Origin of the sequence: Streptomyces sclerotialus (genome assembly GCF_040907265.1) — a bacterium.
GTDB classification, from domain to species: Bacteria; Actinomycetota; Actinomycetes; order Streptomycetales; family Streptomycetaceae; genus Streptomyces; species Streptomyces sclerotialus.
On record NZ_JBFOHP010000002.1, the window covers coordinates 4,042,727 to 4,056,282 of the forward strand.

General features: G+C 72.9%; 11 protein-coding genes and 1 riboswitch. Of the genes, 7 read left to right on the top strand and 4 right to left on the bottom strand.

Translation table 11 applies throughout. The features are described from left to right. Positions 1 to 445: 445 nt before the first annotated feature. The 6 genes from AAC944_RS17975 to AAC944_RS18000 all read left to right on the top strand — a co-directional run bounded on the left by AAC944_RS17975 (position 446) and on the right by AAC944_RS18000 (position 7,108). The gene (locus tag AAC944_RS17975; RefSeq protein WP_030623400.1) at positions 446 to 2,023 is read left to right on the top strand and encodes an NsdA family TPR-like regulatory protein; all 1,578 of its coding nucleotides are present in this window, start codon (positions 446 to 448) and stop codon (positions 2,021 to 2,023) included. A 302-nt stretch (positions 2,024 to 2,325) separates the two neighbouring features. Next, positions 2,326 to 3,774, top strand: a complete 1,449-nt coding sequence (gene lhgO / locus AAC944_RS17980; RefSeq protein WP_368397225.1) for an L-2-hydroxyglutarate oxidase — start codon at positions 2,326 to 2,328, stop codon at positions 3,772 to 3,774. 133 nt (positions 3,775 to 3,907) lie between these two features. Further along, positions 3,908 to 4,756 (top strand): tRNA (guanosine(46)-N7)-methyltransferase TrmB, encoded by an 849-nt coding sequence (gene trmB / locus AAC944_RS17985; RefSeq protein WP_030623406.1) that lies wholly within the window; start codon positions 3,908 to 3,910, stop codon positions 4,754 to 4,756. Between the two features lie 199 nt (positions 4,757 to 4,955). Next, complete coding sequence (locus AAC944_RS17990; protein WP_078888947.1) at positions 4,956 to 6,296, top strand: PrsW family intramembrane metalloprotease; 1,341 nt, start codon at positions 4,956 to 4,958, stop codon at positions 6,294 to 6,296. Positions 6,297 to 6,369: 73 nt separating this feature from the next. Continuing rightward, positions 6,370 to 6,768 carry a very short patch repair endonuclease gene (locus AAC944_RS17995; protein ID WP_107054260.1) on the top strand — a complete coding sequence of 133 codons (399 nt, stop codon included), beginning with the start codon at positions 6,370 to 6,372 and terminating at the stop codon, positions 6,766 to 6,768. Positions 6,769 to 6,808: 40 nt separating this feature from the next. Continuing rightward, positions 6,809 to 7,108, top strand: coding sequence for a hypothetical protein (locus AAC944_RS18000; RefSeq protein WP_030623414.1), 300 nt, complete (start codon positions 6,809 to 6,811; stop codon positions 7,106 to 7,108). Positions 7,109 to 7,229: 121 nt separating this feature from the next. Here the strand turns inward: AAC944_RS18000 and AAC944_RS18005 are convergent, their stop codons facing one another. The 3 genes from AAC944_RS18005 to AAC944_RS18015 form a co-directional block, all read right to left on the bottom strand. Continuing rightward, a complete protein-coding gene (locus AAC944_RS18005; RefSeq protein ID WP_030623416.1) occupies positions 7,230 to 8,204 on the bottom strand; it encodes an aldo/keto reductase in 975 nt (324 codons plus the stop codon). Between the two features lie 75 nt (positions 8,205 to 8,279). Further along, positions 8,280 to 8,711 carry a VOC family protein gene (locus tag AAC944_RS18010; RefSeq protein ID WP_030623419.1) on the bottom strand — a complete coding sequence of 144 codons (432 nt, stop codon included), beginning with the start codon at positions 8,709 to 8,711 and terminating at the stop codon, positions 8,280 to 8,282. A gap of 665 nt (positions 8,712 to 9,376) precedes the next feature. After that, entirely contained in the window at positions 9,377 to 10,720 is a 1,344-nt protein-coding gene (locus AAC944_RS18015) for a M23 family metallopeptidase (protein WP_368397226.1), read from the bottom strand. Positions 10,721 to 10,731: 11 nt separating this feature from the next. Beyond that, positions 10,732 to 10,873, bottom strand: a riboswitch (cyclic di-AMP (ydaO/yuaA leader). Positions 10,874 to 11,146: 273 nt separating this feature from the next. Here AAC944_RS18015 and AAC944_RS18020 point away from each other — a divergent pair. Then, a complete protein-coding gene (locus tag AAC944_RS18020; protein ID WP_030623428.1) occupies positions 11,147 to 12,196 on the top strand; it encodes a DUF2332 family protein in 1,050 nt (349 codons plus the stop codon). Positions 12,197 to 12,295: 99 nt separating this feature from the next. On the opposite strand, the gene AAC944_RS18025 is transcribed toward AAC944_RS18020, so the two are convergent. After that, a complete protein-coding gene (locus AAC944_RS18025) occupies positions 12,296 to 13,411 on the bottom strand; it encodes a PP2C family protein-serine/threonine phosphatase (RefSeq protein WP_051872371.1) in 1,116 nt (371 codons plus the stop codon). Positions 13,412 to 13,556 lie beyond the last annotated feature (145 nt).

Here is a 13,556-nt window from a genome sequence, read left to right on the forward strand (position 1 = left end):
GCGCTCTCGGCGCATACCCGGCGCACTCAGGGGCGGCCGACGAGGCACGCGGACCGCACCATGGACCGTTCGGTCCGTACGGCGGTCCCGTTGCGATGCGTTGCGGAAGTGATCGCGACAGTCCGGGAGGTGGGACTCACCCCCCGGACCGGACCGCCACCCGCGGGGAATGAGGTGGCGGTGTCCCCCAGCCCACTGGATCCAGTGCAGCGGGCCGACCCACGCAGGTTCCATGGAAACGTGCCCGCGACGGAGCGGCCAGCGCGCACGGACGGGCGCACGGCAACACGTACCCGGAGCACATGCCCACGCCCGTCCTCCCCACCGGACATGAATCTCGCCATCCGGGATACCGGCCCTTAACGGTCGGGATTCAGCGAACTACTCTGGGTGGACGCATGCCCCGGGGAGTACGGGGTGGCCGTCGCTTGGTCGAGGGGTGCGCATGTCCAGGGATACTCGCGGGCCGAACGAAAAACTCGGCACCGTTCTCGCCCTCGCGGGGATCAGTAACGCCGGGCTCGCCCGTCGGGTCAACGACCTCGGTGCGCAGCGCGGACTGACGCTTCGCTACGACAAGACGTCGGTCGCCCGGTGGGTGTCGAAAGGCATGGTCCCGCAGGGTGCGGCGCCGCATCTGATTGCGGCTGCGATCGGCAGCAAGCTCGGCCGGCCGGTGCCGCTGCACGAGATCGGGCTGGCCGACGCCGACCCCGCGCCCGAGGTGGGCCTCGCCTTCCCGCGAGACGTGGGCGCCGCCGTACGGTCCGCGACCGAGCTGTACCGACTGGATCTGGCCGGACGGCGCGCGGGCGGCGGCGGCATCTGGCAGAGCCTGGCCGGTTCCTTCGCCGTCAGCGCGTACGCCACACCCGCCTCCCGCTGGCTCATAAGCCCCGCCGACAGCTCCGTGGCGCGCGGCGTCCCCGAAGCGGGCACGGGCCCCGGTGAGCCGCACGACACGGACATGGAGGCGGGAGGCGGCCCTTCGGGTGCGGCCGGCGGCGTCGCCCGCGGTCCCGGTGGCGCCGCCGTCTCCGCCAGGGACAGAGCCGCCGGCAAGGACGACCCGAAGGACGCGGCGCCCGGCAGCGATCCGCTGCCCCAGCACGTCGGCCACAGCGACGTCTCCAAGCTGCGCGAGGCCGCCGAGGACGCGCGCCGCTGGGACTCCAAGTACGGCGGCGGCGACTGGCGTTCCTCCATGGTGCCCGAGTGCCTCCGCGTGGACGCGGCACCGTTACTCCTCGCCTCGTACAGCGACGAGGTGGGGCGCGCACTGTTCGGGGCCACCGCCGAACTGACCCGGCTGGCCGGCTGGATGGCGTTCGACACGGGCCAGCAGGAGGCGGCGCAGCGGTACTACATCCAGGCGCTGCGCCTCGCCCGTGCCGCCGCCGACGTCCCCCTGGGCGGCTATGTCCTCGCCTCGATGTCGCTGCAGGCCACCTACCGCGGCTTCGCCGACGAGGGCGTCGACCTCGCCCAGGCCGCGCTGGAGCGCAACAGGGGGCTGGCCACCGCCCGCACGATGAGCTTCTTCCGGCTGGTCGAGGCCAGGGCCCAGGCGAAGGCCGGCGAGGGCCGCGCCTGCGAGGTCGCCCTGAAGGCCTCCGAGGGCTGGCTCGAACGGTCCCGTGAGGGCGACCCGGACCCGTCCTGGCTGGACTTCTACTCGTACGAGCGGTTCGCCGCCGATGCCGCGGAGTGCTACCGCGACCTGAGACTTCCGCGCCAGGTGCGGCGCTTCACGGAACAGGCCCTGTCCCGCCCGACCGAGGAATTCGTGCGCTCGCACGGTCTCCGGCTGGTGGTGTCGGCGGTGGCCGAGCTGGAATCGGGCAATCTGGACGCGGCCTGCGCGGCGGGCACCCGCGCGGTCGAGGTGGCCGGGCGGATCTCCTCCGCCCGCACGACGGAGTACGTACGCGACCTCCTGCACCGCCTGGAGCCGTACGGCGACGAGCCGCGCGTGGTGGAACTGCGCGAAAGGGCCCGGCCACTGTTGGTGGCGCCGGTCTAGAGTCCCTGGCCGTCCGGACAGCCCCCAAGACCCACCGCGTCCCGGGCACCGGTCCAGGGGCGCGGGCATCGGTCCAGGGGCGCGGAAGAGCCCCGTGCCCGCCTGTGGGCCGGATCACGAGCCGCTCTTTCGGTGGCATTCGCAGCTCGCCACACGGCCGCTCCCCGCGCTCCGACGCTGGCCACCGCAGTGTCCGCCGTACGGGTGACGAAGCCGGTACCGGTCGGATGTCAGTGCTCCCCGGCATGATGGGTATGTCGGTCGTGACGTGTCGTTGCTCGTGATGGGGAGGTGCTGCCGCGATGGCGTTCGAGCAGGCGGAGGGGCGGCCCGTGGGGGAGGCGCCCGAGGGGCCCGCGGAAGCCGCGCGGCGTGCGGAAACGGGCACGAGTACGGGCACGAGCACGGGCACGGGCACGGGCACGGGCACGGGCACGGGCACGGGCACGGGAGAGCCTGCCGGCGTGCCGCGGAGCACCGCGCGCCCCGGAAGCACCTCACCCGCGTACCGGGCCCGCCGTGCCACCCGGACCGCCGGCACGGCCCCCCGCTCCGACTGCGACGTCGTGATCATCGGCGCCGGCATCGTCGGCCTCTCGACGGCGTACGCGATCACCCAGGCGGCGCCCGGCACCCGCGTGGTCGTGCTGGAGAAGGAGTCCGGCCCCGCCCGTCACCAGACGGGCCGCAACAGCGGCGTGATCCACAGCGGTATCTACTACCCGCCCGGCTCCCTCAAGGCCCGCTTCGCGCTGGAGGGCTCGGCCGAGATGGCCAAGTTCTGCGCCGAGCACGACATCCCGCACGAGATCACCGGCAAGCTGATCGTCGCCACCGACCGCGCCGAGCTGCCCCGTCTCCACTCCCTCATCCAGCGCGGCCGGGAGCACGGCATTCCGGTGCGCGAGCTGGGCCCCGCACAGATCCTGGAGTACGAGCCCGAGGTGCGCGGCCTCGCCGCCATCCACGTCGGCACGACCGGCATCGCCGACTTCGGCGCGGTCGCCGCCCGGCTGGGGCAGCTCGCGACAGAGGGCGGCGCGCGCATCGAGTACGGCGCGGACGTACGCACGATCGGCCGCCGCGCCGGCCGCGTCGCGGTCCGCACGGCCACGGGCCGGGTCGTCCGCGCCCGGGCCCTGGTGAACTGCGCGGGCCTGCACTGCGACCGCCTCGCCCGGCTGGCCGGCGACAGCCCGGGAATGCGCATCGTGCCGTTCCGCGGCGAGTACTACTCCCTCTCCCCCGCGCGCGACTCCCTGGTACGCGGCCTGGTCTACCCCGTGCCCGACCCGGCCTTCCCCTTCCTCGGCGTCCACCTGACCCGCGGCGTCCACGGCGGGGTGCACGTCGGGCCGAACGCCGTCCCGGCCCTGGCCCGCGAGGGGTACGACTGGCGTACGGTGCGGCCCGGCGAGCTGGCCGGCACGCTCGCGTATCCGGGCACCTGGCAGATAGCCCGCCGCCACTGGCGGTACGGCACGGGCGAGCTGCACCGTTCCCTGTCCAAGCGCGCCTTCACGGACGCGGTCCGCCGCCTGCTCCCGGCCGTCACGGCCGACGACCTCATCCCGTCCCCGGCCGGGGTACGCGCCCAGGCCGTACTCCCCGACGGCACCCTCGTCGACGACTTCCTCATCACCGAGGGCCCGCACACCGTCCACGTCCTCAACGCCCCGTCCCCCGCGGCCACCGCCTCCCTCCCCATCGGCCGGGAGATAGCGGACCGAGCGCTACGCCTGCTGGGCTGAGCCGCAGCGGCGGCAGCTGCGGGCAGGGGTGCCGCCGCTGGGGCGGCAGCTGTGGGCAAGGTGCCGCCGCTGGGGCGGCACCCCACCCGACCAACCGAAGCGCGCCCCCACCCGCCCGTAGAATCGACCCACTGTGTCCGAGAACCCCGCCACCCCAGCCGACGCCGCCCCCACCGCGCCCGAGGGGCACACGGGCGGCGACTCCGCCGCCCCCCAGACGCCCCTCGCGCGCCAGGCGCCCACGCGCCACCGCGACGAGCCGATGTTCCCCGACGGCACGGGTCCGGCCGCCGACCCGGCGGGCTCGCACCACGAGCGCCGCATCCGCTCGTTCCAGCCGCGCCGCAGCCGGGTGTCCCCCTCCCAGGCCGACGCGATCCGCCGGCTGTGGCCCCGGTGGGGCCTGGACATCGACGGCCTCTCCCGCATCGACCTCGACGCGCTCTTCGACGGCCTCCCCGTCGTCCTGGAGATCGGCTTCGGCATGGGCGAGGCGACGGCCCAGATGGCCGCCGCCGACCCGGACACCGGCATCCTCGCCTGTGACGTCCACACCCCCGGCCAGGGCAACCTCCTCGCCCTCGCCGAGCGCAACGGCCTGTCCAACATCAGGGTGGCCAACGGTGACGCGATCATCCTCCTCCGCGAGATGCTCGCGCCCGCCTCCTTGGCCGGTCTGCGCGTGTACTTCCCCGACCCGTGGCCGAAAAAGCGCCACCACAAGCGCCGCCTGATCCAGCCGGAGTTCCTCTCGCTGGTCACGACGCGACTCGCCCCGGGCGCGACCGTCCACTGCGCGACCGACTGGGAGCCGTACGCCGAGCAGATGCTCGAGGTGCTGAGCGCCGAGCCGACCCTGGAGAACCTCCACGACGGCTACGCGCCCCGCCCCGACTTCCGCCCGCTCACCAAGTTCGAGGGCCAGGGCCTGGACAAGGGACACGTGGTCCACGACCTCCTCTTCCGCCGCCGTGCCGACTGACCACGGCAACGCCCCCTTCCTGCCCCTGAGGGCAGGTTCTGGCCCGTATGCACCCCCTCCACCCGCACCTATCAGCCGGGGTGGGCGACTGCGCGCGCCGCCGCCACCTGGTGGTTACTGTCGAAGAGTGCACCCGTCTCAGCCGTCACCGGACCGCCCCTCGGGTCCCCCGTACGGACCACCGGGTGGCCCCCCGGCGATGCCACAGGCACCCGACGAGGAGACCCCCCACAAGGCGTCCTCCCGCGGAGCGCTCTCCCACAAGGCGTCCTCCCGCGGAGCGGCCCCCCGTGGCGCGGTGCTCCGCGTCCTCTCCCTCCTCACGCTCATCGCCCTGCTGACCCTGTCCGGCATAGCCATCCTGACCATGGTCCGCCGGCAGACCGGCACCGAAGGGTTCCTGGTCGGCTGCGCCCTCGCGGTCTTCCCGGTACCGGCCCTGGTCACGGTCTTCCGCTGGCTCGACCGCGTGGAGCCGGAGCCATGGCGCAACCTCGCGTTCGCCTTCGCCTGGGGCGCCTGTGCCGCGACCCTCGTCGCGATCGTCGCCAACGGCTTCGCGACCCAGTGGCTCAGTACGAACATCGCCAGCGTCTCGCCGACCGACGCCGAGACCTGGAGCAGTACGGTGGTGGCCCCTGTCGTCGAGGAATCGGCGAAGGCCGCCGCCATCCTGCTGCTCTTCGTCTTCCGCAGACGGCACGTCGACGGCATCACGGACGGCATCGTCATCGCCGGCCTCACCGCCACCGGCTTCGCGTTCACCGAGAACGTCCTCTACCTCGGCAACGCCTTCGGCCGCGACCTCACCCTCGGCTCGCTCAGCCTGCACTCACTGGCCGGCCTCGCCGACTCCCTCACCGCGGGCACCTTCTTCGTACGCGTCATCATGTCGCCGTTCGCGCACCCGCTGTTCACGGTCCTCACCGGCCTGGCCTTCGGCATCGCCGCGACCCGCTACCCCCACCACCGCCCGCTGCGCGTGGCCCTGCCTGTCCTGGGCCTGACGACGGCGATCCTGCTCCACTCCATATGGAACAGCGCGTCCTCCCTCGGCAGCATCGGCTTCCTGGCCGTCTACGGGCTCTTCATGGTTCCGGTCTTCGCGGCCGTCTCCTGCCTCGCCGTCTGGTCCCGCCGCGAGGAACTGCTCTCCCTGCGCACCTATCTCCCCCCGTACGCCGCCGCCGGCTGGCTCACCCCGACCGACCCGCTCACCCTCTCCTCCCTCAAGACGCGCGCCCTGGCCCGCACGATCGCCCGCCGCACCCACGGCCCCGCCGCCGCCCGCGCCGTCACCGAGTACGCCGCCCTCGCCACCTCCCTGGCCTTCCTCCGCCGCCGCGCCCACCGCACCGGCCCCACCCCCGACTTCCACACCCGAGAACGCACCCTCCTCCACCACCTCTGGCAAACAAAGCCGTTGGCCCACCCGGCCCTCACTCACGCGCATCACAGTCGGCACCAGGCGCAACTCGTCACCGCGCAGGAAGAAGTCTCCTCGCACCACGGGGACCCGCCGCCCGGCAGTGATCTTTGACCCCGCCCCCGCGCCCTCCGGCACAATGGGCTCCGTGCCTGTCACGCCCTCGTCCCCCGGTGTATCGGCCCGCATGAGTCGCCAGGCCCGCAAGGACACCTCCGCGGAGATGGCCGTCCGCCGCCTGCTCCACGCCGCCGGGATGCGCTACCGGTTGCATCGGCGCGTGCCCGACCTGCCTCGCCGAACGATCGACATCGCCTTCCCCGGCCCCAAGATCGCGGTCTTCCTCGACGGCTGCTTCTGGCACGGCTGCCCCGAACACGCCACCCATCCGAAGGCGAACGCCGAATGGTGGCGCCAGAAGCTCGACCGCAACATGGCCCGCGACCTGGAGACGACCGAGCACCTCACCACCGCCGGCTGGACGGTCCTCCGCTTCTGGGAACACGAGGACCCCGCCGACGTGGCAGCGAGCATCGCCACCGCCCTGTCGAATGCCCCTCGCCAGGGTCGAAAGGACCGAGCGTAAGGTCATGGGCAGAGATGTCCCTGATGTGGAGGTTTTGGTGATGGCTGGGGTGCCGGTGGGTGTAGTGGCTGCGGGTGGGCTCGTAGGGGGTTATGGCGTGGCTCGGTGGACCGAGAAGCGGCCGTTGGGTGGGGTTGCGTTGGCGGCGGCCGGGGCCGTGGCGGCGCGGGAGTGGCGGCGGAAGGGTGGGAACGGTACGGCTGCCGCTCTCACCGGGCTGTACGTCGCGGCGTTCGCCGGGTCGCATCCGCTGGCGAAGAAGATGGGGGCCTGGCCTTCGGTGTTCGCGGTGGCCGGGGCCGTGGCGGCGGTTTCGTGGGTGGTCGTCGACCGGAAGTGACAGGAGAAGTACCTGAGCGGTCATGTGCTGCATTGCTGCATGTGCTGCATGTGCTGCAACTGCTGAGGGGCGGCGTACGTGGGAACGTACGTCGCCCCTCAGTGCGTCGGAGGGCCCGGTGTCACGCCGAGGCGTCCGTCAGGAGTTTCAGGTCCTCGGCGGTGAGGGGCAGGGTGCCGAGGGCCATGAGGGCCGGGAGCTGGGCGACCGTGCGGGCGCTGGCGATGGGGGCCGTGACCGTGGGCTGGGCGGCGAGCCAGGCGAGGGCGACGGTGGCCTGCTCGGCCTCGTGGCGCTCGGCGACCTCGTCGAGGGCGGCCAGGACGCGGCGGCCGCGTTCGGTGTGCAGGTGCTCGGCGGCCTTGCTGGAGCGGACGCTGTCGACGTCGCTGCCCGGGCGGTACTTGCCGGTCAGGAAGCCGGAGGCGAGGCCGTAGTACGGCATGGCGCCCAGGCCGTGGCGGGCGGCGACGTCGCGCAGCGGGCCCTCGTACGTGTCGCGGGAGACGAGGTTGTAGTGCGGCTGGATCGCGACGTACTTGGCCAGTCCTTCGCGATCGGAGAAGTCGAGGGACGCCGCCAGGCGCTCCGGGGAGATGTTGGACGCGCCGATCTCACGGACCTTGCCGGCCTTCACCAGGTCGTCGAGGGCGGTGATGATCTCCGAGACCTCGACCGTCTCGTCGTCGAAGTGGGTGTAGTAGAGGTCGATGTAGTCGGTGCGGAGGCGGGTCAGGGAGTCGTCGACGGCCGCCTTGATGTTGGCGGCGGACAGGCCCTTGCGCTCGGGGAGGGAGCCGACCTTGGTGGCGATGACGAGGTCGGAGCGGTTGCCGCGGGCGGTGTGCCAGTCGCCGATGATCGTCTCGGATTCGCCGCCCTTGTTGCCTGGGGCGAAGAAGGAGTACCCGTCCGCCGTGTCGATGAAGTTGCCGCCGCCCGCGGTGAACGCGTCCAGCACCTCGAAGGACGTCGCCTCGTCGGCGGTCCAGCCGAAGACGTTGCCCCCGAGGGAGAGCGGAGAGACGGAGAGCGAGCCGAGGGGCTTGGAGGAGGGGACCGGGCCGGGTACGGAAGCTGAAGTGGGAGTGGACATGTTGTCGTTCAGCGAGGTGGGCCGGGGGGTTATTCCGTTGGCCGCCCGGGTGAGGCCGTCGCCCACCCGGGCGGGCTAACGCTCGGTCAGCGGCGCCGGGGCCTCCTGGACCGTCCAGCCGTTCCCGTCGGGGTCCTTGAAGAACATGAACGCGTTCCAGGTCTCGCCGCGGCCCTCGGTCCAGCCGTCGGCGCCGAGGTGCTGGACGGGGCCGACGTCGACGCCCCGGCGGACCAGTTCCGCGCGGGCCGCCTCGATGTCCACCACGCACAGCTGGAGGCCCTGGAGCGAGCCCGGTGCCATACCTGCCTGACCGGGCGCTTCGGGCATCCCTTGGACGAGGCCGATCGAGCAGCGGGAGCCGGGCGGGGTCAGCTGGATGACCCGTGCTCCCTCGCTGACCTGCGCGTCGACATCCACCGTGAAACCGCACCGCTCCTCGTAGAAGCTCTTCGCGCGGTCCAGGTCGGTGACGGGGACGGTGATGAGTTCGAGGGTGAAGTCCACGGCGGTCGTCCTTGTCCGTCGGCCGGCCGGCCCGGCGGGGCATCAGGTCTCGCGGTCCGGGCCAGGGGTGCGGTGGTGCTGGTGGACATTCTGCGCGAGGGGGACGGATTCCGCTGACCGACGGGTGCCGATCCGGGCAGGGCGCACGAGGCGTACTGCGCTGTCCTGATACGTGCGTTCCTGCCGGGGTACGCGCGGACCGGCGGCCCCGATGTGTGGGGCATCGGGGCCGCCGGAGCTTGCGGGCCCGCGTACGAAGCCGGTGACGGCCTGCATGCACGCGGAGGCCCGGCCGTCGGCCACCGCCTCTCCCCTCCTGCTGTGTGCGCCCTGCAGGGCGGGACGCACGAGGCGGCGGCTACGGCAGACAAGTGCCCCGGACGGGCGGTCGGAAGCCTGGGGACGGAGGAATGTCCGTAACTGAGGCCTTCCGGGTCGGACGACCGGAACGGATGACCGGAACGGACGACTGAAACGGACGACCGGATCGCATGAACCGGAACGGATGACCGGAACGGACGACCGAAACGGACGACCGGATCGCATGAACCGGAACGGATGACCGGAACGGACGACCGAAACGGACGACCGGATCGCATGAACCGGAACGGATGACCGGAACGGACGACCGAAACGGACGACCGGATCGCATGAACCGGATCGGATCAGACCGTCAGGCCGTGGTCGCGGAGCCAGGGCAGTGGGTCGACCGGGGAGTCGGCGCCCGGCCGGACCTCCAGGTGGAGGTGGGGGCCCGTCACGTTGCCCGTGGCGCCGACCCGGCCTATGACGTCGCCGGTGTTCACCTTGCCCGAGGTCTTCACCATCGAGGAGAGGTGGCAGTACCAGAGCTCCGTGCCGTCGTCGAGGGTGACGATGATGCGGTAACCGTACGAACCCGCCCAGCCGGCCTGCGTGATCGTGCCGCTGTGCACCGCCTTGGCCGGGGTGCCGGTCGGCGCGGCGAAGTCCAGGCCGGTGTGGTCGGCGGCCCAGCGGTCCCCGGCCTGCCCGAAAGTGGCACTGATCGTGAAGGAGGAGACCGGAAGGGTGTAACTCTTGGCCAGTTCGGCGAGCTTGGCGGCACGGGCCGCCTCGGCCTTCTTGCGCTCCGCCTCCTCGGCCTTGGCCTTGGCTTCCGCCTCGGCCTTCTTCTTCGCCGCCTCGGCCTGCTGCTGACGTTCGGCGGCGGCCGCCTCGGCCTGCTCGACGGCGGCCTGTTCGGCGGCCTCGCGGGCCTCCTGGTCGGCGGAGTTCTGCGCCTGCTCGGCCTGTTCCAGGATGCGGGCGCGGAGTGCGTCGCCGCCCTGGGGCTGCTCGCCCCCGGCGGCCGCCTGGGTGAACGGGCCGCCCTGCGCGTCCGCCGTCTCGGCGGAGTCGCGCGAGACCAGTTCGCCGATGCCCGGCAGGGACTTGGCGTCGGGGAGTTTCTCGGATACGTGCTCGGCCATGCCGCCCAGGTCGGGCATGGATATGGAGACCTGCGGCTTGCCCTGCGCGGTGGCGATGCCGCCCGCGCCGACCGCCGCCATGACGCCGACGCCCAGGACCGTACTGCTGCGGGCGAGGCCGCCGCCGCGCTGCTTGGCGACGCGGTGCCGGCCGCGTACCGGGCGTACGGACTCCTCCGTGGGGTTCCACTCCTCCCACGACCCGTCGTGGGAGACGCCGCCGTCGTACGAGGCCCCACCGTCGTACGAGACCCCACCGTCGTACGAGGCCCCGCCGTCGCGGAAGGCGCTGTGGTCACGGGAGACGCTGCGGCCACCGGTCCCGGCACCGTCCACGACGGGGAAGGCCGCGGTCTCGGTGAGCACCGGATCGGTGTGGGTGCCGGGAACCTCGTGGCCCGGGTGCGCGTACGGGTCGTACACCGCACCCTCGTGCGCGGCGAACGGTTCCCGTGCCGGGAACTGCCCCTGCGTCGCGAGCGGTTCGTGTGTCGTGAAGGGCTCGTACGAGGGCGAGGGCCGTCGGTTCGGGTCGGGGGCAGGCTTGTTGGACGCCACGGGGGCGCACTCCTTTCCTTCCTTCTCGCCTACCGGGTTAGCTGACGGGTTCGGAGCAGGAAGGTCTCCTACGGGCGGCTCCGGGGGAGTCGCCCGATTCACCCCAAGGTGGTGGTTCCCCGGTTCCCTTGGCGGGTGGTGCGTGGTGAAGTGCGCTGTTGGGATTCGGCGTCGGCGCGCGGTGCCGCCTCTTGCGACGGCTGGTACGACCGCGCTGCGTTATCGGACAGTAATAGACGGGACGGCCGGATTCCAAGCGTTCCCCGGAATCCGTATGCGTCCTGGCCAGGACTTATGTGCGCAGTACCGGCTAAATAGGGGCGAGTTGATCGAGTATCGAAAACCTCAACCGGACTGATCGTTTGCCAGTTGTTATGCGGAGGGGTGCGCAGCGATTACGGACCGTGAGAGCAGTAGCGTCTGCGCATGGTCGTCAACAGCGCGCAGGCAGTGGCGGATCGGTACGCGGACTTCTCGTGGCAGCAGGCGCGGGGCGAGTCCGAAGCCCATGAGGAACTGACCGCCCGCATCAGCCAGGACCCGGAGTTCTGCGACTTCCTGGGTGCCTCGCTGCCGCCCGGCGACGAGCAGCAGCCCCCTCTCCTGCTCGCCGCCGTCCGATACCTCGACGGCCCGCACGCCGCGCAGGGCCCGCGCGGCGACTTCGCGTACCGCACCTGGCGCGAGTGGACGATCCGGCACTGGGACGACGTACGCGACGTCCTCGTGCGGCGGCTCACCCGGACCGACGAGCCCGCGCGCTGCGCCGCGCTCCTCCCCCTCCTCGCCCGTCTCCCCCAGCCGCTCGCGCTGCTGGAGGTCGGCGCGTCGGCCGGGCTGTGCCTGCATCCGGACCGGTACCGCTACCGGTACGACGACGGGCCCGAGTTCGGGGATCCGGACAGCCCGGTGGTCTTCCCGTGCCGTACGTCCCCGGGCACGCCGGTGCCGGACGCGCTGCCGCGGATCGTCTGGCGGGCCGGGATCGACCTCGCCCCCCTCGACCTGTCCGACCCGGACGACGTCCGCTGGCTCCAGGCCCTCGTCTGGCCGGGTGCCGCACCCGGCACCGGCGCCGGCGCCCCCGTCGACCGGGCCGGCCGTCAGCTGGCCGCCGTGGAGGCCGTACGGAAGGCGCCGCCGGTTCCGCTCGTACGCGGCGACCTCCTGGACGAGCTGCCCGCGCTGGCCGCGCAGGCGCCGCGCGAGGCGACGCTGGTGGTCTTCCACACGGCGGTGCTGACCTGCCTGCCTCTGGAGCGCCGCGAGGAGTTCGCCCGGGTCGTACGGTCGCTGCTGGTGGACCGGCCCGGGCACTGGGTCTCCCACGAGCACCACAATGTGCTGCCGTGGCTGCCCGGCCCGCGGCCCGCCGACGCGCACCAGCTCACCCTCGCCGTCGACGGCCGGCCGGTCGCGCTCACGGGGCAGCACGGGCAGAGCATCCAGTGGCTCACGGAGCCGCGGCAGGCCTGAGACAGCTTCGAGCCCGCAGGAGACGCCGGCCTAGCCCGAGGGGCCCAAGGGGCCCACGGGGCCCGAGGAGCCCGAGGGCCCCGTGGCGTCCGGACGGCCCTAGCCCTCCGGCCTCCGCAGCGCCAGCAGGGCCATGTCGTCCGCCGTCTCGCCTCCCGTGTGCTGCGCGACGTCGGCCACGAGGGTGTCCAGCAGCGTACCGGGGCCGGTGAACACCCGGCCGGACAGCCGAACCGCCGGCTCGTAGAACGCGCCCGCGCCGTCCCGCGCCTCGGTCACCCCGTCGGTGAACAGCAGCAGCATCGCGCCCGGCGGGAACCGCGCCTCGTCCGCCCGGTCCGGCCAGCCCGCGACCTCGCTCAGCCCGAGCGGCAGCGCCGGTACCCGCGGCGCCAGCTCGCTCAGCGTGCCGTCCGCGCACAGCAGCAGCGGCGCCGGATGGCCGCGGTTCAGCACCCGCAGCACCCCGCGCTCCTCGGACGGCACCTCGGCGAGCACGGCCGTGGTGAACCCCTCGAACTGGTCCAGGCCCTCGCGCCTGCTGCCCTCGCGCTGCAGCGCCCGTTCCAGCCGCCCGGCCACCGCCTCCAGGGTGGCCTCCTGCTCCGCTGCCTCCCGGAAAGCGCCGATGACGATCACGGCGGCCTCCACCGCCTCCAGGCCCTTGCCGCGTACGTCGCCGACGATCAGCCGTACGCCGTGCGGAGTGTCCTGCACGGCGTACAGATCACCGCCGATGCGCGCGTCCGCCTGCGCCGCCTCGTACCGTGCGGCCACGTCCAGCCCGCTGATGCGGTCCGGCGGCAGCGGCAGCACGGCCCGCTGGGCGGCCTCCGCCACGTCCCGCACGGAGGCGAGCCGGGCGTCGCTGAGCCGTACGACGCGGTTGATGCCGAGCGCGAGGACGGCCACGACCAGGACGGTCACCGCTTCGGTGTACGACTCGTAGCCGCCCATCCGGCCGTGGGAGAGGACCGCGCCGAGCTCCGCCAGGACGGAGAGGACGGCGGTCAGGGCGGTGTACCGCAGGGAGTACAGCGGCGCCGCCACCAGCGGAGCGGCCGAGAAGAAGGGCGCCGCGGTGTACCGCGGCGGCGTCAGCAGGTCGAAGGCCAGGCCGCCGACCAGGAGGATCGCGGGCAGCCAGCACACCAGCCGGCGGCCGAACCGCGGCAGCCCGTCCCGACGGGCCTGCCGCTCCCGCTCTCCCGGCATGCCCGTTCCGCCTCGCCCCATCCGCACCGGCCTCTTTCCCGCGCCGCTTCCCGTGCCCCGTCACGCTCCCGTCACCACCGCCGTCCCAGGGTGACCGCCCTGGAACGGTACGGCGACCCGGCGGGGGCCGGTCGGGCGACCCCCG

Coding starts and splice junctions, on each gene's coding strand:
- AAC944_RS18020 (WP_030623428.1), top strand. CDS start 11,147: ATGGTCGTCAACAGCGCGCAGGCAGTGGCGGATCGGTACGCGGACTTC.
- AAC944_RS17995 (WP_107054260.1), top strand. CDS start 6,370: ATGAGTCGCCAGGCCCGCAAGGACACCTCCGCGGAGATGGCCGTCCGC.
- AAC944_RS17990 (WP_078888947.1), top strand. CDS start 4,956: ATGCCACAGGCACCCGACGAGGAGACCCCCCACAAGGCGTCCTCCCGC.
- lhgO (WP_368397225.1), top strand. CDS start 2,326: ATGGCGTTCGAGCAGGCGGAGGGGCGGCCCGTGGGGGAGGCGCCCGAG.
- AAC944_RS18005 (WP_030623416.1), bottom strand. CDS start 8,204: ATGTCCACTCCCACTTCAGCTTCCGTACCCGGCCCGGTCCCCTCCTCC.
- AAC944_RS18000 (WP_030623414.1), top strand. CDS start 6,809: ATGGCTGGGGTGCCGGTGGGTGTAGTGGCTGCGGGTGGGCTCGTAGGG.
- AAC944_RS17975 (WP_030623400.1), top strand. CDS start 446: ATGTCCAGGGATACTCGCGGGCCGAACGAAAAACTCGGCACCGTTCTC.
- AAC944_RS18025 (WP_051872371.1), bottom strand. CDS start 13,411: ATGCCGGGAGAGCGGGAGCGGCAGGCCCGTCGGGACGGGCTGCCGCGG.